The organism is Streptomyces sp. NPDC104367 (assembly GCF_055583825.1).
In genome coordinates, this window is record NZ_JBVJND010000007.1 from 227903 (window position 1) to 251150 (window position 23248).

General features: G+C 73.0%; 20 protein-coding genes. 13 read left to right on the forward strand and 7 right to left on the reverse strand.

Annotated features, from left to right (window positions below; genetic code table 11):
• Positions 1-92 precede the first annotated feature (92 nt).
• Complete coding sequence (locus ACZ619_RS13365; RefSeq protein ID WP_469598012.1) at positions 93-1082, forward strand: hypothetical protein; 990 nt, start codon at positions 93-95, stop codon at positions 1080-1082.
• A 52-nt stretch (positions 1083-1134) separates the two neighbouring features.
• On the opposite strand, the gene ACZ619_RS13370 is transcribed toward ACZ619_RS13365, so the two are convergent.
• Positions 1135-1434 carry a Dabb family protein gene (locus ACZ619_RS13370; RefSeq protein WP_469598014.1) on the reverse strand — a complete coding sequence of 100 codons (300 nt, stop codon included), beginning with the start codon at positions 1432-1434 and terminating at the stop codon, positions 1135-1137.
• A 106-nt stretch (positions 1435-1540) separates the two neighbouring features.
• Here ACZ619_RS13370 and ACZ619_RS13375 point away from each other — a divergent pair, with 106 nt between their 5' ends.
• From ACZ619_RS13375 to ACZ619_RS13425, 11 genes are all read left to right on the forward strand, one after another.
• A complete protein-coding gene (locus ACZ619_RS13375) occupies positions 1541-3283 on the forward strand; it encodes a nitrilase-related carbon-nitrogen hydrolase (RefSeq protein ID WP_469598016.1) in 1743 nt (580 codons plus the stop codon).
• A gap of 153 nt (positions 3284-3436) precedes the next feature.
• Complete coding sequence (locus tag ACZ619_RS13380) at positions 3437-4243, forward strand: hypothetical protein (protein WP_469598018.1); 807 nt, start codon at positions 3437-3439, stop codon at positions 4241-4243.
• 53 nt (positions 4244-4296) lie between these two features.
• On the forward strand, positions 4297-5241 hold the full coding sequence (locus tag ACZ619_RS13385) for an alpha/beta hydrolase (RefSeq protein WP_469598021.1): 945 nt from the start codon (positions 4297-4299) through the stop codon (positions 5239-5241).
• 55 nt (positions 5242-5296) lie between these two features.
• Entirely contained in the window at positions 5297-6496 is a 1200-nt protein-coding gene (locus ACZ619_RS13390) for an aromatic ring-hydroxylating dioxygenase subunit alpha (RefSeq protein ID WP_469598023.1), read from the forward strand.
• Entirely contained in the window at positions 6493-7278 is a 786-nt protein-coding gene (locus ACZ619_RS13395) for a hypothetical protein (RefSeq protein WP_469598025.1), read from the forward strand. Before ACZ619_RS13390 ends, ACZ619_RS13395 begins: the two co-directional genes overlap by 4 nt.
• Complete coding sequence (locus tag ACZ619_RS13400) at positions 7275-8240, forward strand: hypothetical protein (RefSeq protein ID WP_469598027.1); 966 nt, start codon at positions 7275-7277, stop codon at positions 8238-8240. Before ACZ619_RS13395 ends, ACZ619_RS13400 begins: the two co-directional genes overlap by 4 nt.
• A complete protein-coding gene (locus ACZ619_RS13405) occupies positions 8237-9112 on the forward strand; it encodes an SDR family NAD(P)-dependent oxidoreductase (RefSeq protein WP_469598030.1) in 876 nt (291 codons plus the stop codon). Before ACZ619_RS13400 ends, ACZ619_RS13405 begins: the two co-directional genes overlap by 4 nt.
• Complete coding sequence (locus ACZ619_RS13410; RefSeq protein WP_469598032.1) at positions 9109-9834, forward strand: hypothetical protein; 726 nt, start codon at positions 9109-9111, stop codon at positions 9832-9834. Before ACZ619_RS13405 ends, ACZ619_RS13410 begins: the two co-directional genes overlap by 4 nt.
• Positions 9831-10577: a maleate cis-trans isomerase family protein gene (locus ACZ619_RS13415; protein ID WP_469598034.1), complete on the forward strand. Its 747-nt coding sequence runs from the start codon at positions 9831-9833 to the stop codon at positions 10575-10577. The genes ACZ619_RS13410 and ACZ619_RS13415 overlap by 4 nt, the downstream gene beginning before the upstream one ends.
• Positions 10578-10601: 24 nt before the next feature.
• Positions 10602-11240: a hypothetical protein gene (locus tag ACZ619_RS13420; RefSeq protein ID WP_469598037.1), complete on the forward strand. Its 639-nt coding sequence runs from the start codon at positions 10602-10604 to the stop codon at positions 11238-11240.
• Positions 11241-11437: 197 nt separating this feature from the next.
• Positions 11438-12361 carry an alpha/beta hydrolase family protein gene (locus tag ACZ619_RS13425; protein ID WP_469598040.1) on the forward strand — a complete coding sequence of 308 codons (924 nt, stop codon included), beginning with the start codon at positions 11438-11440 and terminating at the stop codon, positions 12359-12361.
• 61 nt (positions 12362-12422) lie between these two features.
• Here the strand turns inward: ACZ619_RS13425 and ACZ619_RS13430 are convergent, their stop codons facing one another.
• The 6 genes from ACZ619_RS13430 to ACZ619_RS13455 all read right to left on the reverse strand — a co-directional run bounded on the left by ACZ619_RS13430 (position 12423) and on the right by ACZ619_RS13455 (position 22282).
• Positions 12423-14444 (reverse strand): galactosylceramidase, encoded by a 2022-nt coding sequence (locus ACZ619_RS13430; RefSeq protein WP_469598043.1) that lies wholly within the window; start codon positions 14442-14444, stop codon positions 12423-12425.
• A 35-nt stretch (positions 14445-14479) separates the two neighbouring features.
• On the reverse strand, positions 14480-17017 hold the full coding sequence (locus ACZ619_RS13435; protein ID WP_469598046.1) for an MGH1-like glycoside hydrolase domain-containing protein: 2538 nt from the start codon (positions 17015-17017) through the stop codon (positions 14480-14482).
• A 298-nt stretch (positions 17018-17315) separates the two neighbouring features.
• On the reverse strand, positions 17316-17720 hold the full coding sequence (locus tag ACZ619_RS13440; protein WP_469598047.1) for an XRE family transcriptional regulator: 405 nt from the start codon (positions 17718-17720) through the stop codon (positions 17316-17318).
• 332 nt (positions 17721-18052) lie between these two features.
• The gene (locus ACZ619_RS13445; RefSeq protein ID WP_469598049.1) at positions 18053-19318 is read right to left on the reverse strand and encodes an acyltransferase family protein; all 1266 of its coding nucleotides are present in this window, start codon (positions 19316-19318) and stop codon (positions 18053-18055) included.
• The gene (locus tag ACZ619_RS13450) at positions 19315-21513 is read right to left on the reverse strand and encodes a polysaccharide deacetylase family protein (RefSeq protein WP_469598052.1); all 2199 of its coding nucleotides are present in this window, start codon (positions 21511-21513) and stop codon (positions 19315-19317) included. The genes ACZ619_RS13445 and ACZ619_RS13450 overlap by 4 nt, the downstream gene beginning before the upstream one ends.
• A 133-nt stretch (positions 21514-21646) precedes the next feature.
• A complete protein-coding gene (locus tag ACZ619_RS13455) occupies positions 21647-22282 on the reverse strand; it encodes a hypothetical protein (protein ID WP_469598054.1) in 636 nt (211 codons plus the stop codon).
• Between the two features lie 468 nt (positions 22283-22750).
• Here ACZ619_RS13455 and ACZ619_RS13460 point away from each other — a divergent pair, with 468 nt between their 5' ends.
• Positions 22751-23248 carry a hypothetical protein gene (locus tag ACZ619_RS13460; RefSeq protein ID WP_469598056.1) on the forward strand — a complete coding sequence of 166 codons (498 nt, stop codon included), beginning with the start codon at positions 22751-22753 and terminating at the stop codon, positions 23246-23248.

Here is a 23248-nt window from a genome sequence, read left to right on the forward strand (position 1 = left end):
ACACCGCCCGGGGTCTTCGCTGTCATCTCCCACCAACGGTGCGGAACAGTGTTTCCACCTAGGAAACGGCCGTGCCGGCTTCGGAGGCCTCCATGCGTGTGCTGTCCCGACTCAGATACCTCGCCCCGGCGGTCGCCGCCGTCCTGGCCGCCCTGGTCGTCCCCTCGCCCGCGCGGGCCGACACCGCAGGCGTCACGGCCGCGTCGACCACCGTCGACGTCACCTGTGCCGGACTCGCCTACCACCAGGACGCCGACTGGTACTTCCCCTCCGGCACCCCGAAGGGGCTGATCTGGCTCCAGCACGGCTTCGCGCGGTCCGGCGCCAACATGGCCGACCTGGGGGAGCACTACGCCGCCGCCGGCTACCTGGTGTTCGTCCCCACGCTGCCGAGCGCCGACATCTTCGGCTGCACGCTGCAGAACCTCGGCAACAACAAGCCGTTCCTCAACAACGTGGCGAACTGGTTCAGTTCGGCCGGAGACGCCTCAGGGCAGCTGGCCACCAGCTACGCCCGGGCCGCCGCCGGTGCCGGACGGGCCGGGACCTCGCTGCCCTCGTCCCTGCTGTTCTCCGGCCACTCCGCGGGCGGCGAGGCCGTCGAGTACGTCGCCCAGCGGCTGCACAGCACCTCGCCGACCGCCTTCGCCCGGCTGAAGGGCCTGGTGCTGCTCGACCCGGTGGCCTCGGCCATCGGCGACAACACCGCCGCCTCGCTGGCCGGGCTGGCCACCACCGCGCTGCCGGTGCACACCATCTCCTCACCGCCCTACCTGTGCAACAGCAGCGCCTCCGGCACCACCGCGCTGGAGGCCGCCTACCCCGACGCGGCGTTCCTCGGCGTGGAACTCACCACCGGGTCGCACGTGGACGCCGAGGGCTCCAGCACCGACGCGATCGGCAGCCTGGGCTGCGGGGCCTCCAGCGCCCAGAACATCACCGCGCTCCAGACCCTCGCCGTCGGCTGGGCCTCGGACGCCTTCTCGGGCACCACGACCGCGACCTACTACCCCGGCGGCACCTACTACCGGACCCTGCTGGCGGCCGGGGTCGTCGAGACCCTCGCGGGCGCCGGCGCGTGAGGAAGGGGGTGCCGCCGGCCGGGCTCGCGGCACCCCCGTGTCCGTCCCGGGCTCAGCCGGCGCCGCCCGCGCCCTCGGCATGGTCGACCACCGCCCGGTCCGCCAGACGCGGTCGCAGCCAGGCGGCCAGCTCCAGATGGAGCGGATGCGACTGGTACGCCGTCAGGGCCGCCGCGTCGTCGTGCCGGGTGACCATGCACAGGTGGTACGAGACCGGCGAGCCGACGATGTCGAGCCCGAGGTCGATGGACCGTATCTGCGGTACCAGCGGGGCGAGTTCGGCCAGGCGCCGACGGGCCTCGGGCGCGTCGGCCGGGTCGGTGAAACGCATGAGGACGACATGGGTGAGCACAGCCGGCCCTCCGGGGTCGGATCGGGAAATCCCCTCTGTCGCGGGGGCGGCAGCGAGTGTATGTTTGGGAAACGCTGTTCCGCTAGAGGAACCACAGGAGGATGCCATGGCCCGCGTCGCCGGCTCCGTACGGGTGGCCGCGGCCCAGTTCGCCGTGGGCGAGGACCGTGAGACCAACCTGGCCGCCGTACTGCGGGCGATCGACGGGGCAGCCGCCCGGGAGGCACGGCTGGTGGTGCTGCCGGAGTTCTGCAACCACCTCTCCTGGTACCGGGACCGGGCGCACGCGCTGCGCGAGGCGTGCCGCCCCGGGGACGCCTTCCTCACCGCGATCGCCGACGCCGCCGCCGGCCACCGCATGTACGTCAAGGCGCACGTCACCCTCGCCGCCGAGGGCGCCGCGCCGGGCCGCTCGGACGGGATGCGGATCACCGCCGCGAGCCTGCTGTTCGGGCCCGACGCCACCCTGCTCGGACGGGCCGACAAACAGATCCTCATGGGCAGCGAGAACGACCACCTCGACCCGGCGGACCGCGCGGGACCGGTCCTGGACACCCCGCTCGCCCGCTTCGGCCTCTACTCCTGCATGGAGGGGGTCATCAACGAGGTGTGCCGGGGACTGGCCCTGCGCGGCGCCCAGGTCCTGCTCAACAGCCTCAACTCCTTCGCGCTCGACGAGGCCTCCCTCCACATACCGGTGCGCGCCGCCGAGAACAAGGTCTGGGTGGTGGCCGCCAACAAGGTCGGCCCCCTCATCCCGGACGAGCGGCTCGCCGCCGTCAGCGCCGGACTGGGCGTGCCGCCCCACGCCCTGCACGGAGCGGGCGAGAGCCAGATCGTCCGCCCCGACGGCTCGGTCGCCGCCCGCGCACCCCGCACCGGCGAGGCCGTGGTGGTCGCCGACATCGAACCGGCCACCGCCGACGACAAGCAACGCCCCGACGGCACCGACCTGTTCACCTCCCGCCGCCCCTGGCTCTACGGGCCCGTCGCCGCCGCGCCCCGGCCACCGGCCCCCTTCCCCGGCGAACGCGCACCTGAGGCGATCGTCGCGGTCCTGCGGCCCGGTGGAACCGGCGACAGCACGGTCCGCGAGGCACTCGCCCTCGTCTCCGGCGCCGCGGCGGCCGGCGCCCGGCTCGCGGTGCTGCCGGAACTGTTCTTCCTGCCCGGCGGCGTCCTGCCCGAGGGCACCGTCCCCGACCCCGAAATCACCGCCCACCTGCTGCACGAACTGGCCGAGGCGCTGCGCGGCACCGACGCCCTGGCCGCCTGTACTCTGCCCGAGGCCGGTGTGCACACCGGGTTCCTCGTCGGCGCCGACGGCCCCGTCCTGCGCGTCCCCCAGCTCCACCCCAGCGCCCGGCACAGCGGGTGGGCCGTCGAGAAGCCCGCCCCGCCCCGCACCCACGACACGGACTGGGGCCGTGTCGCCCTGGTCGTCGGCGACGACGCGCTCCACCCGGAGACCTTCCGGCTCGCCGCCCTGGCCGGCGCGGACACCGTCGCCGTCTGCCACACCCCCGCCGAACCCTGGGAACACGACCTGGGCCTGCCCGAACGCGCGGCCGAGAACCGGGTCAACGTCGTCGCCGCCGGACCCGAACAGGGCGCGATCCACGCCCTGCCCGCGAACTTCGGCCTCTGGCAGAGCCGCGAGGGCGGCTTCACCGGCCGCATCAGCCACCCCCTGACCACCCCCGCCGCCGGACCCCTCACCCTCGCCGCCGTCCACCCGGCCCAGGCCACCCGGCGCCTCGTCTCGCGCCGCACCGACCTCGTGGACGGCCGCCCCTGGCGACTGGCCGGCGCCCTGACCGCCCAGGACCCGGGCGCCCCCGCCCCCTGACCCGCACACCCCCCGACACCGCCGACAACCCGGCCCCCTGACCCCGCACACCCCCGACCGTTCGTCACCGCCCGTCGCCGCACCGACGCCAACGACCGGCACGGCAACCGCCGCCGGTCGCCCTCCCGCCCCAGCCATCCTCCGAGGAGCGCCATGGCCGAGACCCTCAAGGCCGTGCAGGACATGACGGACGCGGCCCCCGTCACCGACGTCACCGACACCTTCCTGCGCTGGCAGGAGCTGCTCACCGAACTCAAGGCGAAGATCGACCGCCGCTTCGAGCTCACCCGCGACCCGTCCACCCTCGCCCTCCAGTCCTACGGCAGCCCGCCCGACAGCCCCGGCGGCTCCCTCGCCGCCTACAGCGGCCCCGAGGTCGACTGGATGGTCCACTCCTGGCTCGGCAACCCCACCCGCGGCTTCGCCAACCTCCACCTCACGGTCTGGCTCGGCCCGCGGATCCGCGTCCCGCACCTCGCGATCGCCCTGCTGTGCTGGCCCGGCGGCTGGTTCTACCTCGACTCGGTACCCCGCACCAACCTGCTCGCCGACGGCGACGCCTACGACCGCTACTACGCGCCCCTGGACGAGGAATGGCTGAAGGTGCGCGAGAGCCACCCGCGCCTGGACTGGTTCACCAGCCGCGCCGGCTTCATCCGCGCCAGCCTCTCACCCACCGCCTACTGCTACTCCCTGCCCCGCGACGAGGAGCACATCACCCTGGTCCGCGGCCTCACCCACGCGCACGTCGACCGCTGGCTCGGCTGGGTGGACGCCGCCGAGAGCGTCCCGGACCCGGAACGCGACGCGCTCGCCGCCGCCGACCTCGCCACCCGCCGCAACATCGCCGAACGCGACCCCGCCAACGTGATGGGCGTCCGCTACTTCGGCGAGGAGACCACCGGCCGGCTCGTCCGGGCCCTGTGGGGCGGCGACCGTGAACTGCCGAGACCGCGGTGAGCGCGGCGGACGGGGCCGGGACCCCGGTACGGGCCCTGTGGTGGGCGTGCCGCGTGCCCGGTCTGAAGGAACCCTTCGACACCGCCCACCTGCGGGTCTTCTACCCGGCCCGGCCCACCGGATCGGACGCCGAGCGGCTGACCGGCGAGATCCCTGCCGACCCGGCCGGCGCCCCCTACCCGGTCGTGCTGCTCCTGCCCGGCATCAACGTCGGCCAGGACTCCTACCGCTGGCTCGCCGCCGCCCTCGCCCGCGCCGGACTCGTCGTGGTCAGCGCCGACCTGGTCGGTGAGCTCTTCGCGGGCAGCCACGGACTCACCCCGGCCGTCGACCTGGAGGCCGCCTCGCCCGCCGGCTGGGGCACCCGTCCCACCACCCCGCTCATCGGCGCCCTTCTGCACGCCCTGGCCGAACTGGCCGGCCGCGCCCCGCTCACGGGGCTGCTCGACCTCGACCGGGTCGCCCTCGGCGGGCACTCCGCGGGCGGCACCGTCGCCCTCCAGTCCGCCGCCCGCACACCCGGCGTGCGTGCCGTGTTCGCCTACGGCGCCCACACCCTCGTCGCCCGGATGCTGGGCTGGCCGGACGGCACCGTGCTGCCCGTGGGCGAGGGCCCGCCGGTGCTGCTGCTGTCCGGCGAGCACGACGGTGTCATCGCCGCCAGCGCCGACCGCTACGCCCCGGCCGCCGACGGCACCCCGGCCGATCCCGTGCTGCGTACCTTCCTGGAGGCCGTGCCCGACGCCGGCGGCGCGAGCGTCTGGGCCCGGCTCGCCGACGCCGGCCACTTCACCGCCTGCCACCCGCACGACCCCACCGCGGCCCGGGGCTTCCTGGAGGAACCTGCCTCCGACCGGAGCGCGCCCCGCGACCTGCTCGGCCGGCTGGTCACCGAGTTCTGCCTGGCCCGGCTGCGCTCCGCCCCGGACGCCGCCCACCGCCTCGACGGCCTGCTCCGGCCACCGCACCCCGGCCTGCTCGCCGTACGCCGCCGCTGAACCGCACCCCTGTGCAGGACATCGCCTCGAACGACCCGAGGAGCGCCCTCCCGACATGTTCAAGAACTTCTGGTACGCGGTCGAGTTCGCCGACCGCGTCGGCCGCAAGCCCGTCAAGGCGGTCTGTCTGGGCCAGAGCCTGGTCCTCTACCGCACCGCGGACGGCACTCCCGTCGCCCTGTCCGACCTGTGCGCCCACCGCGGCGCCGCCCTGTCCGGCGGCACCCTGTCCGGCGACCGCGTCGTCTGCCCCTACCACGGCTGGCGCTTCGACCCCGACGGCGCCTGCACCCTCATCCCGGCCAACCTGCCCGGCCGCGGCATCCCGAAGAAGGCCCGCGTCGACTCCTACCCCGTCACCGAACGGTACGGCTTCGTCTGGGTGTTCCTCGGCGACCTGCCCGAGGAGGAACGCCCGCCGCTGCCGCTCTGGCCCGAGTTCGGCGAACTCGTCGCCGACGGCGGCCGGTTCCGCGCCGTCACCGGCGAGTACCTGTGGCACTCCAACTACGAGCGGGTGCTGGAGAACGGCTGCGACATCGCCCACACCCCGTTCGTGCACGCGGGCTCCTTCGGCAACCCGGACCGGCCCGAGGTCGAGGAGTACACCCTCGAACAGCCCGACGAATGGTCGGCGTTCGCCACCGTCGCCCTGCACCCGCCCACCGCGAAGGGCCTGTGGGCCAAGCTCTACGCCGACCGCCGCTCCCAGGGCAAGGAAAGGCCCCCCGTGGTCACCACGGCCGGCTGGATGCTCCCCAACCTGATCAAGCTGCACGTCCGGCTGCCCTTCGGCAACATGATCATCTACGACACCAACATCCCCGTCGACGAGACCACCACCCTCGTCAAATGGGTCGCCCTGCGGGACTTCTTCACCGGCTCCTGGGCCGACGGCAACACCCGCAAACGGGTGGACCGCATCTTCGGCCAGGACGCCCCCGTCGTCGACGCCACCCGCCCCGAACTCCTGCCCGCCGACCTCGGCGCCGAACTCCATCTGCGCTCCGACCTGATCTCGGTCGCCTACCGCCGCCGGCGCCAGGAACTCGCCGCCAAGGGCTGGGCGCTGGGCCCCGCCGACCGCATCACCGGCGACGTGCCCGCACGCACCTCGACCGTGATCGCCTCACCCGGCCGGCGCGCCGTCGCCGAGTTCGCCCGCGCCTGGGAGCAGAAGGCCCACGGCTTCCACCCCACCGTCGCGGACGCCGAACAGTCCGCCGAGTCCACACCTCCCGCGGAGAGCGAGTGACCGACATGACCGACGCCCCCGCACCGGACACCGCGCCCAGCCCGCCCGCCGCGCTCTCGGCCCGCGTCCTGGACCGCCTGACCGCCGCCACCGGTGTCACCGAGATCCCCACCCCCTGGCCCACCCTGACGGGCGCCGCCTTCCCCGGCCCGGTCGGCGCCGTACGGTGCTTCACCGGCGACGGCCCGGTCGACTCCGTCGTCCACATCTCCCTGGTCGTGCCCCCGATCGGCCTCGACAGCCACATGGTCTTCGCCTTCGGCACCCCGGCCGGACCGCTGCCCCACTTCACCCTGGACGCCGTACGCACCGGCGAGGCCTACGCCTTCCACCTCGACCTGGTCCAGCGCACCGACCTCGCCTCCCACCCCCTCTACACCGACCGTGTCTACGGCCCCCTCACCGCCGCCCACGAGCGGGCCGCCGGCATCGCCGGACTCGCACCGGCCCGCGTCGGCCCGCGCCAGCGCGCCCTGATGTCGCCCTGGATGCTGGTGCACCGCGCCGACGAGGCCGCGCTGACCGCGGCCGGACCGCTCGCCGAGGCCTACCTCGACCACTGGCTCGCCCTCGCCGCCGACTTCCCCGACGACGCGGCCAAGGAGGCCGCGGACACCGGGGACCCCCTCGCCGACCGCGACCGACGCGTCCGCGACCTGCTGTTCAGCCGCGAGATCGACCCGGTCTGGACCCAGGTCGACCGGCTGCTCGGCGCGGCCACCACCGACGCGCTGCGCACCCTGCTCATCACCGGCCGCCCGGCGGCGCAGGACACCCCGTGACCGGCACCACCGGACCCAGCGTCTGGCAGCGGCGCATCACCGGCGAATGGCACGGCCGCCCCTCGCTCTTCGACGCCACCGGCACCTGGTGCGGCTACGAGGACATCCGCCGCTCCTCCGAACACACCGACGGCGCCACCGTCTACCGCATGGACGGCGGCCTCGAAGGCGGCGGACCGCTGGCCGGCCGGTTCCGGCTCGCGGCCCCCTTCGCCTTCGACGTCACCGACTCCGACCACACCCGGGTCTACCGGGGTCCCGACTTCCACGGCACCGGCCGCCCCTACGGCGGATTCGTCGACGCCCACTACTACGGCCCCGGCTGGCAGGTCGGGCTCAACACCTGGAACCACGTCCTGCCCGACGGCGACACCCAGGTCTACTCCTCCGTCCTCCACCAGGGCTGGACCGTCGTCGGCTGCTTCAACGGCGTCTACCACCGCACCACCGACCACGACACCAACCCCGCCACCCGGGACGCGGTCTCGGCACACCTCGCCGCCGAGACCCGCCACGGACCGGTGCCGTGGATCCTGCCCACCAAGCAGGCGGGCGCGTTCACCGGGGAACTGGAAGCCTGGGACGCCGCGCAGAAACCGCTCGGCACCGTCCACGTGGAGAACCGCCTCACCCCCCTGGACCTGCTGCGCACCGAGCACCGGATCACCTGGCGAGGCTGCGGGCTCGACCGCGCCGCCACCGTCGTACGCCGCCGGGACGGGACCCGGGAGTTCTGGGAGGGCCCCGACGCCTGGGGCAACGCCCAGGCCTTCGGGCGCGCCAACTTCCCCGTCTGGCACTTCTCGGCGGGCGCCCCCCGGCGCGTGGTGGCCCGCGAGTTCGCCCTCGACACCGCGCCCGGGATGCGCGCGGGCGGCCGGCTCGCCGTGACCTACGAGGTGTTCGACGGGCAGAGCCTCGCCGCCGTGCTCCACGGCCTCCTCGACTGGACCGCGTCATGACCGCGGCCGGCCCCGTCGTGGTCGTGACCGGCGGCACCCGCGGCATCGGCCACGGGCTGGCCCGGGCCTTCCTCGACCGCGGCTGCCGGGTGGCCCTGTGCGGGCGGACCACCGAGGCCGTCACAGCGGCCGTCGACCGGCTGGACGCCCCACCGGACCGGCTGCTCGGACACCCCGCGGACGTCACCGACCGCGACCGGCTCACCGGCCTGTGGCACGCGGCCCGGGACACCTTCGGCACCGTCGACGTCTGGATCAACAACGCCGGCGCCACGACCGCCCGCCGCCCCCTGTGGGAACTGACCGCCGCCGAGACGCGCGCGGTCACCGAGGCCAACCTGCTCGGGGTCGCCAACGGCAGTGCCGTCGCGGCGAGCGGCTTCCTGGACCTGGGACGCGGCCGGATCTGGAACATGGAGGGCTTCGGCTCGGACGGCCGCACCCTGCCCGGGCTCGGCGCGTACGGCGCCACCAAGCGCGCCGTCACCTACCTCACCCGGGCGCTCGCCACCGACCTGCGCGCCCGTGCCGCCGTACGGCCGCACGACGTGCGCGCCATGAACCTGTCGCCCGGCATGGTCGTCACCGACGTCCTCACCCACGGCTACACCGACGACGAGTACGCCCGGGTCCGCAAGGTCCTCGACATCCTGGCCGACACCGTCGACACCGTCAGCCCCTGGCTGGCCGACCAGGTGCTCCACGGGGGCACCCGCAACGGCGGACGGGTGGCCTGGCTGACCCGCCGCAAGGCCGCCGCCCGCTTCGCCACCGCCGCCGTACGCCGCCGCCACGTCATGCCCGAACGGCGGCCCGGCGCCGCCGAACCGCCCGAACAGGGCGCACGACAGGACGAGGAGGCCCGCCGATGAGCCACCCCGACTACCCGGTGGCCCTGGCCGTCGAGGACTTCGTGCCCGTGCTCTGCACCGCCCTCGCGGCGGCCCGCCTGATCGCGCCCGCCGCCCGCACCGGCCGCGCGGGGCGCGTCCTCGCGACGGCAGCCGCCGCCCTGATCGCGGCCGGCGGTCTGTCCAAGGCGGTGTGGAAACTGGTCGTCGCCCTCGACGGCCCGGACCTCCAGCCACTCGACGAGGCCCTGTTCCCCCTGCTCTCCGCGGGCTTCCTGCTCCTGGCCCTCGCCCTGCTCAGGCTGGAGCCGGCCGCCGTCCGGGGACGGCGGCTCGCCGTGGTCCTCGCCGGAGTCTGGCTCGCCACCGCGGGCCTGTCGCTCGCCCTCGCCGCCACCGCCCCGGTCATGACGCTCGCCATCGCGGCGGTCACCGTCTGCGCCGTACGGCTGATCCTGCTGGCCCGCGGCGCGGCAGACACCCTCGCCGCCGCAGCGGCCGGGCTGTGGCTGCTCGGCATGTACGTCCTGGGCCCGCTCGCCGCGCGCCCGGACCAGAGCGTCGCCCTGCAATGGGTGGAGCAGTCCTGCAACACCCTCACCCAGGCCGCCGCGGTCCTGGCCGCGTGGCGGCTGACCAGGGCACTGTCCGCGCCGCCGGATCCCGCCGCCGGCCTCGGTACCGGGGCCGCCTCGGACGGATCCCCTGCCCCTTCCCCCGACCACCGGACGGTGACCCCATGACGGACGCCCTCGGCTGGCGCCGTAAGTTCGGTGTGATCGCACCGAGCACCAACACCATCGTGGAGCCGGACTTCTACGGGATGACCGTGCCCGGCGTCACCGCGCACTTCTCCCGGATCCACATCCGCGACCAGGACATGGACGGCGACTCGGGCATGGAACGGCTGCTGGAGCAGATCCGATCGGAGATCGGCGCCGCCTGCGAGCGGGTGCTGACCTGCGAGCCCGACTACATGGTGATGGGCATGTCCGCCGAGACCTTCTGGGGCGGTGTCGAGGGCAACCGGGAGTTCGTCAAGCAGATCCACGACATCACGGGCCTGGAGGTCGCCACGGGCGCCGAGGCGTGCGAGCGCGCGCTGCGGCTGTTCGGGGCCGGGCGGATCGGGGTGGTGACGCCGTACCAGCCGGTCGGCGACGCCAACGTGCGCCGCTTCTTCACCGAGCTGGGGTTCGAGGTGGCGGGCATCGTCGGCCTGCGCTGTCCCACCGCGGTCTCCATCGCCCACGTCACCGAGGAGCGGCTCCGCCGGGCCCTGCGCGAACTGGCCGCGCTGGACGGCGTGGACGCCCTCGTCCAGTGCGGCACCAACCTGTCGATGATCCGCCTCGCGGACGAGGCGGAACGCTGGCTCCGGCTTCCGGTGATCGCCATCAACGCGGCGACCTGGTGGATGGCGCTGCGGGACAACGGGATCACGGAGCGGATCGAGGGAGCGGGCACCCTGCTGCGCGAGCACTGATCCGCCGTACAGAAAGCCGAAGTGATGTTCTCTGCCGCTCTGGTGGGACTCGGACTGCTGCAACTCGCGCTGTCCACAGTGGCGTTGCGGTCGGGGCGGGGCGCCGGCCGCTGGGCCGCGGTGCTCGGGTGCGCCCTCGCCTACGACTCGCTCGTGGTCGGCGCGGGAGCGGCCGTGGGGGAGGGGGTCGCGCTGGAGGCCCTGAACGGAGGGCGTTTCGTGGTGCACGCCGTCCTGACCCCGCTGGCCGTCGTCTGCGGGGCGGGGCTCGCCGGAGTGCGCCGCCGGGCCACGATCGCGGCCTGGGCGCTGAGCGCGGCGCTGGCGGTGACGGGAGTCCTCCTGTCCCTGCCCGGACTGCAACTGGAGCCCCGTCGCTGGCAGGACACCCTGCGGTACGTGGACACGGGGCACGCCGGAGCACCCGTCGCGGCGGTGCTCTCCATGCTCCTGCTGCTCGTCGCCGGCGTGCTGCTCTGGAGGCGCAGGTCGGTTCCGTGGCTCGCGCTCGGCGCGCTCGCGGTGTTCGCCGCGCCAGCGGCGGCCGTCGCCGCGCCGCCGCTGGGCAACCTCGGTGAGGCGCTGCTGCTCGCCGGCATGGTCGCGGCCCTGCGGGACGGGCGCCTGGTGACAGGGTCGGCGCTCGCCGAAGGGACCGGCTGAGCGCGACGGCGGCCCGGCGCGCCTGCCCGCCTCCGCCTGTTCGCGGCCCGTGCCCGGCAGTGGTGTTCCCCTTGTGCCAACAGCGTTCTCGTGGCGGAAACGTGACGGGCGTTCCGTCGCGGCCCTTGTCGGAACCGCCGCTTTCTGCTGTCTTGGGGAAACGCTGTTTCCATCCCCCACACCGAGAAGGTGACCCCGTGTTCCACAGACCGTTACGCGCCCTGCTCGCCCTGGCCCTGTCGGCCGCCGCGTTGCTGTGCGTGGCGCCCGCGGCCTCGGCCGCCGCCGCGGCCGCCGCGGACCCCTCGGCCGCCGGCCCCTACGCCGTGGCCTACACCGACGTGACCGTCTCGGCGTCCGGCCGCTCCTTCAGCGCGCGCGTCTGGTACCCCGGCACCTCCAGCGGCGCCGACGCCCCCGTGGCCGCCGGCGCCCACCCCGGTCTCGCCTTCGGGCACGGCTTCTTCCAGGACATCTCCAAGTACGCCACCCTCCTCGGCCACTACGCCTCCTGGGGCTTCGTCACCGTCACCCCCAAGTCGCAGAGCGGCCTGTTCCCCAGCCACACCGGCTTCGCCGACGACCTCAACGCCGGGCTCACCTGGCTCACCGCGCAGAACACCACCAGCGGCTCCCGCTTCCTCGGCGCCGTCGACACCGCGCACCTGGGCGTGACCGGCCACTCCATGGGCGGCGGCGCCGCGCTGCTGGCAGCCTCCCGCAACAGCGCCGTCAGGACCGTCTCCACCCTCGCGGCGGCCGAGACCGACCCCTCCGCCGTCACCGCCTCCGGCACGCTCACCGTGCCCGCCCAGTTCGTGGGCGGCAGCTCCGACTCGATCGCCCCGGTCGCGGACAACCAGCAGAAGATGTACGACGCCAAGCCCGCGCCCGCCCAACTGCGCGTCATCACCGGCGGTTTCCACTGCGGGTTCGTCGACTCCTGGGGCATCGGCTGCGACAGCGGCTCGATCACCCGTGCCGCCCAGCAGCAGCTCACCCAGGGCGTCACCACCGCCTTCCTGCTCTACACCCTCGGCGCCGACACCTCGATGTACGACCAGGTGTGGGGCTCCACCGCGCAGAACCTGGCCGGGGTGACGTACGCCGCCAAGCCCTGACCCGCGCGAAGGGTGCCCGCCCGGACGTCCACCCGGGCCGGGCACCCTTCCCGACGCCTCCTCAGGCCCGCGGCCGCACCGTCAGGTCGTCGAACTGCGAGGCGGTGTACGAGCCGAGGGCCAGGCCGACCTGCCCGTGGTCGTACGTGCCGTCGGTGACACGGGCGACCTCGGTCCCGTCGACCGTCGCGGTGATCGTGTCCCCGGCGAAGCCGAGCCGCAGGCGGTGCCAGGAGCCGGCCGCTCCCGACGGCAGGCCGCCGCCGACCGCCAGGGTGCGGGTGGTCTTGTCGGGTGCGACGACCCTGAGCGTCCAGGTCCCCGTGTCCGTGAGGTCCAGGTAGTAGCCCTCCCAGGTGTTGATCTTGTCGGGGCCGGCGTTGTTGACCTGGTTCACCACCCGGCCCAGCAGCGACGCCGACCCGCCGCCGTCGATGCGGGTCCGCACGGAGACGGTGTAGTCGCTCCAGCGGCTGTCCCCGGTCAGGGTGAGCGGACTGGGCACCCGCGACCACTTGGTGGGCTGCCGGGTGACGGCCTGCCCCAGGCACCGGCCGCCGCGGCCCGCGGCGCAGGGCGTCACCTGGAACGCGCCCTCCATGTCGGAGAGATAGCGCGGCGTGGCACCCGTCGGGTAGCCGTCGAAGTCCTCGCGGTAGGGCAGGGCCATGGTGCCCGACCGGGGTGCCGTCCCGGCCGCCGTCCCCTTGCCGCCGGACACGGTCGTGAGCGTGGTCACGGTGCCGGGCGGCAGCGTCACCTCGTGCGCGCCGGAGGCGTCCGCGGGGACGTCGGCACCGTGCACGAACCAGTCGGCCGGATCGGTGGACTCCAGAGCCGTCGTCCACCGGTGCAGGGCGCCGCGCGGCAACTCCCCGGTGGGGGTGAGGCCGACGCGCTGCGCCGCCGTGGCCCCGGTCGTCTCGAACACCGTCGTGTACGAGGGCCTGCGCCCCGGCGAGCGCAGCGTCACGTAGGTGCCGCCGCCGTCCAGGTAGCCGCTCGCCGAGTCGACGTAGCGCCAGCCCGGGTGGGTGAACTGCGCGGTCTGGGCGACGGTCCACAGCGTCGGGCCCAGGTCGTAGTGCCCGGTCCACGGCTCGTTCGCCCGCAGCAGTCCGCTGCCCTGCATCTGCACCGTCGGGTACCAGGCGTACACGGCGAGCCAGTTGATGAACGCCGTGATGCGCGAGTCGACGTACTCGTGGTTCATCTCGGCGGCGAGCCGGGTCGCCCCGGTCAGGTAGTTGTTCCAGCCCGACTCGCTCGCGAACAGCGGCTTGTCCAGGCTCAGGGCGTCCGCCGAGGAGGAGCAGTGCACGGCCGTGCACGGGTAGTGGATGCCGACGACGTCGGTCGCCGCGTCGAAGGCCGGGTCGTTCCGCATGTCCGTGGCGACCTGCCAGCCCGCGTTGTCGGCGGCGACCACCTTCACGTCCGCGTGGCCGTGCGCGACGAGGGCGGCCTTCAGACTGCCGTACCAGGCGGCGTCCCAGCCCTTCTCGTTCCAGCCGCCGAGGTAGTCCACGGAGAGCCCGTGCCGGTCGGCGCAGCCCAGCCAGCGCATCAGGTAGTCGATGTTGTCGGCGGACCAGAAGCCGCCGTCGAACCAGCCGGGCGCACCCCATTCCAGGCCGTAGAAGCGGATGTCGGGGTTGCGTCTGAGCGCCTCCTTCATCAGCCACCACTCGTAGCCGCGGTCGCAGTCGCCCCGGCCGCGGCTGCGCATGTGGCTGGGCTCGGCGCCGTTGCTGGAGTTGGTGTCCGCGCCGATCTCCACCTTGAGGATCTGGAGGGAGGCGCCGTAGCCGGGCTTGAAGAGGTAGTCGAGGATCCGGCCGCGTTCGGGCTCGGGGTAGTCGACGAGCAGCCGCGAGGTGCCGCCGCCCCCGCTGATCGCGCCGATGCCGTCGAAGGTGCGGCCGGTCCCGTCGGCGTCCACCGCGATCCGCTGCACGGCGGTGGGCTCGGTGTCGGCGCGTGCGCCGGTGGGGGCGGCGAGGGTCAGACAGGCGAGGGCGAGCGCGCCGAGTGCGCGCGCCCATCGTGTGCGCCGGGGCGTCGCTCTGCTGGATCCGGGCATGGAAGTCCCTTGCTGTGGTCGGGGATCGGAACGATTCAGAGAGCGACGTGGCTGCGGCCGGCCGGGACGTCGCAGCCGCGCGGCGCGCCGTTCGCCGGGAACACCTCGATCCGGGCCGGTCCTTCGGCGTTGACGTCGAAGGCGGCTCCCGACCTCGTCGGCACGTAGTTGCGGACGGCGACGCGGGCTCCGGTCGCGCGGAAGACGGTCCTGCCGTCGCGCACGAGCGTGGTGCGGTTCGGGCCCGCGGACACGGTGTACGTGTGTCCGCGCAGTTCCACGTTGGCCAGCGTGTTGGTGCCGGGCAGGGTGAGGGAGCCGAACATGAGGGCCGCCGGGTCGCCGTCCCACGGGTTGTCGCAGAGCAGTTCGTGCAGGCCCTGCACCGCCATCGCGTTGGACCAGGAGTAGGTGCGCCAGGCGGTGTCGACGGCCGGGCCCATCACGGACTGGCCGGGTTCCGGGTCGAAGGACTCGGGGAACCAGCTCTCCTCGTCCCACGCGGCGAGGTACATCGCGGTGCTGCGGGCGGCGAACCGTCCGGCAACGTTGTCAAAGCCGTAGCGTTTGATCCCGTCGTACACGGTGGCGTTCATCGGCGGCCAGCAGGCGCCCTTCCACTGCTCGGGTGCGGTGTCCTCGCCGTAGCGGTCGAAGAACCTGAAGTGCTCGGACTCCGGGTGCACCGGGCCGCCCGAGCAGTACGCCGGGTCGTCGCGGGCGACGGACGGGATCACGTGGTCGCCCCAGAACTCCCCGGGGTTCAGCAGGTGGTCCTCGACGAGGGTGCGGGCCCGGCTCCGTGTGGCGATCCCCGCGAAGAGCGGGTAGAAGACGGTCGGCGTGACGACCTCGTTCCAGGTGCCGTCGAGGTAGCGGCTGAGGTAGAGGCCCTTCCCGGCGTGCCAGAGACGCTCGTTCAGCAGCCGTTTCACCGTCGCGTGCCGGCTCGCGAACCGGACGGCGTCCGCCGTCTCGCCGAGGACCCGGGCCATCTTCGCGAGGGTCTCCGCGAGCAGCGCGTAGTACGAGTTGAGCGCCACGTCGGTGAGGTCGGTGTGGGCGCGCGGGTCGCCGCTGCCGCCCTCCCTGGGGATGCGGTGGTAGCCGGCGTAGACGGGGCTGTCGTCCAGCCCCAGGTGGTTGCCCCGGCCGCCGATCCGGTCGCCGAAGTACGGGCTCTCCAGCAGTCCGTCGCCGTCGGTGTCCCACTCGGGCAGCAGGTCGTGGAAGGTGACGAGGTGCGGGTACGCCTTCTCCAGGACGGTGCGGTCGCCGAACTTGGTGTAGAGGCGCCACACCGCGTACGCGTGCATCTGGCCCGAGTTCTGCTGGTCGTAGCGCGGGCCCTTGAGCGGCACCTGGTTGGGCGGCGCCGACGCGTCGAAGACGTCGGTCTCGTGCTGGAGCGCGAGCGGCCGGCTGACGAGGGCGGCGTCCACGGCGTCGAACGCCGAGTCCCAGCCGGTGAACAGCCCGCCCCCGCCGCCCCATCCCCACAGCACGAAGTTGCGCTGGTGGTCGCGGTCGTAGTTGGTGTTGAGCGAGAGGGCGTCGCGCACCGCGTCGGCCGCACGTCCCACGGGGCCCGATCCGGTCAGCCCGGTCTCGGTCACGCGGGCCGCGGCCGCCGCCAGCGCGCTCTCGACGCCGTGCGCCTCGGGCGTGTCCGCGGCCTGGGGGCCGTCGCCGATCCGGGCGGTGAAGGTGATCGTGCGGACCTTGCCGAGGTGGTAGACCAGCGCGCCGAGCGCCGTCCCCGGGGTGCCGATGCCGCCGGCGGCGACCGCTGTCAGGTCCGCGAGCGAGGCGTAGCAGCCGGCCGTGTCGGCGGGTTCGGTGGGGGAGAGACGGAGGTGGCCCGTGCTGCTGGGGTCGAGGACACCGGGCGCGCTGCCGGTCAGGTCCTGGCCGTCGAGCCGGAAGGCCGCCGACTCGCCCCAGGGGGTGCCCAGTTCGAGGACGACCGTGGTGTCGTCGTCGAGCGCGGTGACGGCGCCGACCAGGCCGGCGCCGTCGGGGGTGCGCGCGTAACGCACCCGGATCTCCCGCTTGTCGCGCCGGGCCTGCTCGTACTTCGCCTGCAACTGCGGGAGTTTCGCCGTCGCGTCGGCCACCGCGCTCGCCTCCCACTGGTCGGGGTGGGCGATGACCTCGCGCAGGGCGTCGAGGTGCGCGGGCATGACCGTACGGTCGTCCGTGCTCAGGCGCACCTGCCGGAAGGCGCCGTCGGGCGCCATCGGCCCGATCCGCCAGAGGTAGTTGGTGAGCTTCTCCCGCAGCAGCCTGCCCTGCGCGGTGACCAGTCCGACGCGCAGCGCGAACCGGGCCTCGCCCGTCCCGACGAACAACGCGCCGGTCCAGTCCTGGTCCTTGGCGCCGGGCATCGCGAACGGCCTCTGGAGGGTGGGGTATTCGAGTGCGCCCGCGGGCTGCGGTGCGGTGTCCTGCGGGACGGTGTCCTGAGGTGCGGTGGACGGGCCTGCGGCGAGGGAGGTGACGGCCGGTGCGCCGAGGGAGGCGGCGCCTACTGCGGCGATGAAGTCCCGTCTGGGCAGTGGGGGACGCGGCATGGGCAGTGACCTTTCCGTGCGGAGCGGGTGCGGTTCGCTGTGCCGGAAGTTCGCTATACCGAACATGGCTCGACATCTCGGCCATGACTATGTGGACGCTAAGAAGGTCACACCGCGGGTGTCAAGACATGTGTGACGTCGGCCGGCCGATGCCCTGCCCCGCCCGACGCCGGCGGGCGGCCGCTCGAAGTCCCGGCCGGCGCCGTACCCGTCCGCCGACGAGCGAGGGCACGGGCGGCCCTGGCGGCTGCCGCATCCGTGTCCTCGGCCGTCGGCGGGTGGTCCCGCGGAGCCGGTGTCAGCGCGAGCCGTCGCGGTCGCGGGCCGGCTCCGGCTGCGTCGTGAGACCCGACACCGTGATGCCGCTCTGCCCGGTGGCCTTCGCCAGCTGGAGCGGGGTGAGGTTCAGCATGCGCAGCAGAGCCGCTGTCTGCCGTCCGTCACCGCTCCATCTGTTTCTCTCCTCGGCCCGTTCGTACTCCGTGGTGTCCATTCCGATCGAGCGGGCCAGCCTGGCCGTGCTGAACTGCCGTGTCAGACGGTGCTCCAGCAGCGTCCGCGGAGCCTCGATGCCCATCAGGTCCGCGGTCCGGCACCACAGGACGTCCGCGAGGGCGAACAACTCGCTCTCCGTGGGGCGGTACTCACCGGCTTCCCAGGCGTGGACCAGTGTGATGTCGACGGAGACCCCGCATGCGTTCATCTGTTGCGTCACCTGGTGGGGGGACAGGCCCAGGCCCTGCCTGGACGAGAGGGCGATTTCAGGTGCGAACGGCGGTCGGTTCACGGGTCGGCCTTTCCTGTTGCTGATGCTGCGAACCGCGTCCGTGCGCCCCCGGCACGAGTAAGGCACACCTCACACGGACGTGATCTTGAAAAGAGTCTCGCCGCTGATCAGCCCGGGTCCGCACATGTGCACCTACTCCTGCACGCCCGCCCCTCACCCCTGCCTGGATGGCCTACTCGAACGCCTGTCCGGATAGCCTCAAAGGGCATGGGTGTCCTGCACGGCAGGACACCCGCGGACCAATGGCGTCAGCCGGCCCGGCCGCGCCGGGCCGCGCCGTTCGGCCACAGCCGAGGACGGCGTTTCGCGGCGATGTCCTCGACCCAGCCGACGGCCAGGATCGTCATGCCGATGAGCGGCCAGACCAGGAGGAGCATCAGGACGTTGTAGGCCGTGTCGAGCAGCGCCGTCGCCTGCTCGCTCTGCATGAAGGGCAGGTCGTACGTCTGGTCGATGACGGGCACGGTCGCCGCGATGAGCAGGTTGTGCCAGAGGTAGATGGTGACGGCCCGGTTGTTGGAGAGCGTGACGAGCTTGTCCCAGCGGCGCAGGCGGCCGGGGAGTTCCCGCCAGGACGGTGAGTACTGGAGCAGGATCACGACGAACCCGAAGGACCAGCAGGCCTGGGCGAACGGGATGTCGTTGAGGTCCCAGCCGTCGGGCCCCAGATGCCCCGACGCCCACCACAGGCCGAGGGCCATGACCAGGGCCGAGAGCGAGACGGCGAGGTAGCGCGGGACCTTCGCGAGCACGCCCTCGTGGTGGGCGAATCCCAGCACCCAGCAGCTGCCGTAGACCGCGAAGTCCGTGACGGCGTTGCCGGTCTCACCGGGGATGTCGACCAGGCCGGTGCCGACGATCGCGGTGAGCGCGAGCGGCGCCAGCAGGGTGGGCCAGGGGAAACGCCGGAACGCCCACAGGAGCAGCGGCGAGGCGAACACGAACCACAGGTAGGCGCGCAGGTACCACAGCGGGCCCACCGCGTCTATGGCCCAGGTGTTCTCCAGCAGGCCCGACGGGGAGCCGATGCTCCAGGGGAAGGGCGGGGTGGCGATCGGCACGATGTAGTTGAACAGCTCGACCAGACCCAGGGTGCCGCCGTGGTCGGGGTCCTTCACCGGGTTCCAGCCGCCGGCGAACAGCATGGCCAGCGCCACCGCGCCGAACACCCACATCGGCGGCAGCAGTCGGCGCACCCGGCTCTTGATCACGCCGAGCGGGGGCCGGCTGAGGGAACGTGCCATCAGCGAGCCGGCCAGCGCGAACATCACGCCCATCGACGGGAACACCACGCTCAGCCAGGCCCAGCCGAAGAGGTGGTAGACGACGACCCGGACCAGGGCGATCGAGCGCAACAGGTCGAGGTAGCGGTCCCGGCCGGGCTTCTTCGCCGCGGCAGCCGGTGCGGCGGACGCGCCGGAGGCGGCGGCCGCGGGGTCGGTGGGCGGGTCGTACGGAATCCCGTAGGCCGGCGCGGGCTCCGGGCTGGTCCCCGCCGGGTGTGCGTGGCTCATCTGACGGGGCTCCGATCATCGGTGCTGCGGGAGCGCTGTCCCGGGATCGATTCGCTCGGAGCTTCGACGGCTCCGGTACGGCGCAGCTTCTGCCAGCGCAGGCGGCCGCCGGTGAGGGCGGTGATCCAGGACTGGAGCAGGACGACGTACATCAGCTGGCGGTAGAGGATCTGCTGGAGGGGGAGCGAGACGAGGTGGATCATGCGTTCGCGGTCCAGGCGGAAGGCGTACGCCGCGCAGACGGCCTGGACGGCGAGGACGCCGAGCCACGCCGCGATCGTCTTCATGGTCGGGCCGAAGACGACGCCGTAGAGCAGGAAGACGTCGATCAGGGGCGCCAGGAGCGGGGCGACGACCATGAAGAGCGACACCAGCGGGAGGCCGACGCGGCCGAAGCGGCCGGACGGGCCCCGGTCCAGCACGGCCCGGCGGTGCTTCCAGATCGCCTGCATCGTGCCGTACGACCAGCGGTAGCGCTGGGACCACAGCTGCTGGACCGACTCCGGGGCCTCGGTCCAGGCGCGGGCCTTCTCCGCGTACACCACCCGCCAGCCGTCCCGGTGCAGTGCCATGGTGACGTCGGTGTCCTCGGCGAGCGTGTCGTCGCTCATGCCGCCGATCCGCTCCAGGGCCGAGCGGCGGAACGCGCCCACGGCACCCGGGATGGTGGGCATGCAGCGCAGCATGTCGTACATGCGGCGGTCGAGGTTGAAGCCCATCACGTACTCGATGTGCTGCCAGGCGCCGATCAGCAGATCCCGGTTGCCCACCTTGGCGTTGCCGGCCACCGCGCCGACCTTCGGGTCGCCGAAGGGCTGCACCAGCTCGCGGACCGTGGCCGGTTCGAAGACCGTGTCGCCGTCCATCATCACGACGATGTCGTGACGGGCGTTGGCCAGGCCCCGGTTGAGCGCGGCCGGCTTGCCCGCGTTGAGCTGGCGGATCACCCGCACGTTGGGCAGGCCCATGGCTTCCACGATCCGGGCCGTGCCGTCGGTGGAACCGTCGTCGATGACGAGGATCTCGATGGGGTGCTCACTGGTCATCAGCGAACGGACGGTGTTCTCGATGCACTTGGCCTCGTTGTAGGCCGGGACCAGCACCGAGACGGGCTCGGTGACCGGTGCTCCCCAGGCGAAGCCGCGGCGGCGCACCCGGCGGGCGTGCACGGCGGACAGCAGCAGCATCAGGACGAACCGCGCGATCACCAGGGAGCCGACCACCGAGAGGGCGACCACCAGGATGCCCGTGGCACCGTCGGAGATGCGCACCAGGAAGACCCAGGCCTTGCCCTTCCACAGGTCGAGGCCGCTGACGGGCGTCATGGCGCTGGGAGCGCCGAGCGCGTCGGTCAGGTTGTCGAACGTGTAGCCGCGCGACTGGAGTTGGGGCAGGAAGAGGTCGAGCGCCTGCACGGTCTGGTGGCGGTCGCCGCCCGAGTCGTGCATCAGCACGATCGCGCCCTTGCCGCCGTGGGGCGTGGCACGGCGGATGATCTCGTCGACGCCCGGCTTGCGCCAGTCCTCGCTGTCGGTGTTGTTGACGACGGTGAGGTAGCCGCGGCTGCCGATGTACTGGGTGACCGGCCACGACTTGTTGTCCATCGCCTCGGCGTAGGAGGAGTACGGCGGCCGGAACAGCGAGGTGCGGACCCCGGCCGCGCCGGTGATCGCGAGCTGGTTCTGGGACAGCTCCCAGTCGATGCGCTTCTTCGACTGGTAGGAGAGATCGGGGTGGTTGAAGGTGTGCAGGCCCACCTCGTGGCCCTCGTCCACCATCCGCTGGACGAGTTCGGGGTAGCGGGAGGCCATGGTGCCGGTGACGAAGAAGACGGCGTGCGCGTGATGCTTCTTCAGGACGTCCAGGACCTTGGGCGTCCAGTCCGGGTCGGGCCCGTCGTCGAAGGTGAGGACGATGCGGTGGTCGGGCACCCGGTGGCTGGTCTCCCGGCCGCTGCGGGTGTCGATGACCGGGCCGCCGTCGAGGATCTTCTCCGGGACCTTGTCGGTCGCCGCCTCGGGCTGGATGCGGTGGTCGGCGAAGATCTCGCTGTGCACGTAGCCGTGCAGCATCATCATCGCCATCAGGGCGACCAGGAGCAGCATGGGGAGCAGCAGCCGCAGGGGTACACGGCGGCGAGCGGAACCGTCGGAGGAGGTGCTGGCGGCTCTTCGCCGGCTGATGAGGGATGGCATCGGGAGGTGGGCTCTCCAGGAGCGGAGCGGATGGAGCGGATGGAGCGGATGGACCGGACGGGCCGCTGGGAGCGGGGAGCGGAGGGGCCGGAAAGTGCAGAAAGGTTTCAGCAGTCGGGGTCGGAGCCGGGGGTCACGTGAGTGACGCGTCGGCCTCCTCGGAGGACGACGGGGACGGCGCGGACGGCGCGTCGGTGTCGTCCCCGGTGCTCGGGGCCGGACTGGCCGACGAGTTCCGGGTCGGCGCGGTGCTCGGGGCGGTCGCCGTGGCGCCCGGCCGGGTGGCCGTCGCGCTCGCCGACGCGCCGGAACTCGGGGACGTCCCGGTGGTCTGCGTGTCCGTACCCGACGAAGCCGCCCCCGTGCCGGTGCCGGTCGGCGAGGCGTCCGTCGAGGCGTCGCCGGAGGCCTCGCTCCCGTCCGGGCCGTCCGTCGCGGAAGTGGACGGCGGCACGGTCTGGGAGGGCTCCGGCGAGGTGGCGACCTCGTCGGTCGAACTGCCGCCCTGCTGGCCCGGCACCGGCAGCCAGGGCGCCGCGGAGTTGCCCGAGAGCAGGGTCGCGCCGATCACTCCGGCGTAGAGGGTGCAGGCGGCCCCGAACCCGATGCCGATCCGGCGCAGCCGGCGGCTGCGCCGGCCGGACTCGTCGACGAAGACCGGCTTGTCGGACACGGGCCGGGCGACGGCGGGTTCGGCGGTGCCCGGGGCGCCGGGCGGCGGCAGTTGCGCACGGTCCATCTGGATGGTGACCTCGTGCGGGTCGTGCACGTGCTCCGGGGCGGCCGGGTCCGGTGGTTGTCCACCGGCGTCGGTCCGCCACGAGGCCTCTGCCGTGCGGTCCGGTCGGCCGGCGAAGGCGGTCCCTTCGGACGGATCGGCACCCTGATGCCGCTCAGGTTGGGCGTGTTCTCGCCAGTTGTTCACGTACGCACTTCCCCCACAGAAGCGTCATGAGTGCGCCAGCGACCTGAGCAACCGTCGACCGGGCCGGGCCAAGGCCCGGCTTGAGCGCGCCCTCTGACAGGTCTTGCCCGGATCGAGAAGATAACCCATGTGAGGGAAGTGTGTACCACCGTGCTCAAAACATGGACGTTTAAAAATCAATCATGGCCTGAACCGATCGCACGGGGAGGGGCGTCCGGGGCGGCAAGGTTTTCGCAAGGCCGATGGCTGAGCGTTGGCTGTGACCAGGCACGGACGGCCGCGTCCCTGGTGGCGCGGCCGGTGAGAGAGGGCATGAAGATGCACGTGAAAGAGATGACGGCCAAGTTGTTCGGCACGGGGCGGGGCCGGTCGGCGGTCGTGGTGGCGGCGCTGGGCTGCGCCGCCGTCCTGGGCGTGGCGCCGACCGCGCAGGCGGGCACGGGCTGCACGCTCACCCTGTGTTCGACGACCGTGAACGACAGCGCCTACGGGGTCACGGCCTACTTCAACTGGTGCCGGAGCGGCGACAGCACCGGCGACTCGACGTCCACCGAGCCCAAGTGCTCGTCCGACGGAGTGAGCCAGAAGACCATGAACCTCACGGCCGGGGGCGGCCACACCCCCTACAGCCAGGACTGGGACTCCTTCCGGGTGGACGCCGGCTGGTGCTACAAGGTGAAGTTCATCCGCACGGGACAGTCCGAGTTCACGCGCACCTACGACCGGCGGGGCACCTCGGCGCTCTGGGTGAAGGTCGCGGACAACGCCGACGCGCACGTTCTCGCCCAGGGGACCGCGTCCTGCCCCTGA

Bases quoted from the DNA above. Each gene is read 5' to 3' on its own strand.
- ACZ619_RS13365 (WP_469598012.1), top strand. From the start codon at position 93: ATGCGTGTGCTGTCCCGACTCAGATACCTCGCCCCGGCGGTCGCCGCC.
- ACZ619_RS13375 (WP_469598016.1), top strand. From the start codon at position 1,541: ATGGCCCGCGTCGCCGGCTCCGTACGGGTGGCCGCGGCCCAGTTCGCC.
- ACZ619_RS13380 (WP_469598018.1), top strand. From the start codon at position 3,437: ATGGCCGAGACCCTCAAGGCCGTGCAGGACATGACGGACGCGGCCCCC.
- ACZ619_RS13390 (WP_469598023.1), top strand. From the start codon at position 5,297: ATGTTCAAGAACTTCTGGTACGCGGTCGAGTTCGCCGACCGCGTCGGC.
- ACZ619_RS13405 (WP_469598030.1), top strand. From the start codon at position 8,237: ATGACCGCGGCCGGCCCCGTCGTGGTCGTGACCGGCGGCACCCGCGGC.
- ACZ619_RS13410 (WP_469598032.1), top strand. From the start codon at position 9,109: ATGAGCCACCCCGACTACCCGGTGGCCCTGGCCGTCGAGGACTTCGTG.
- ACZ619_RS13415 (WP_469598034.1), top strand. From the start codon at position 9,831: ATGACGGACGCCCTCGGCTGGCGCCGTAAGTTCGGTGTGATCGCACCG.
- ACZ619_RS13420 (WP_469598037.1), top strand. From the start codon at position 10,602: ATGTTCTCTGCCGCTCTGGTGGGACTCGGACTGCTGCAACTCGCGCTG.
- ACZ619_RS13430 (WP_469598043.1), bottom strand. From the start codon at position 14,444: ATGCCCGGATCCAGCAGAGCGACGCCCCGGCGCACACGATGGGCGCGC.
- ACZ619_RS13435 (WP_469598046.1), bottom strand. From the start codon at position 17,017: ATGCCGCGTCCCCCACTGCCCAGACGGGACTTCATCGCCGCAGTAGGC.
- ACZ619_RS13440 (WP_469598047.1), bottom strand. From the start codon at position 17,720: ATGAACGCATGCGGGGTCTCCGTCGACATCACACTGGTCCACGCCTGG.
- ACZ619_RS13445 (WP_469598049.1), bottom strand. From the start codon at position 19,318: ATGAGCCACGCACACCCGGCGGGGACCAGCCCGGAGCCCGCGCCGGCC.
- ACZ619_RS13450 (WP_469598052.1), bottom strand. From the start codon at position 21,513: ATGCCATCCCTCATCAGCCGGCGAAGAGCCGCCAGCACCTCCTCCGAC.
- ACZ619_RS13460 (WP_469598056.1), top strand. From the start codon at position 22,751: ATGAAGATGCACGTGAAAGAGATGACGGCCAAGTTGTTCGGCACGGGG.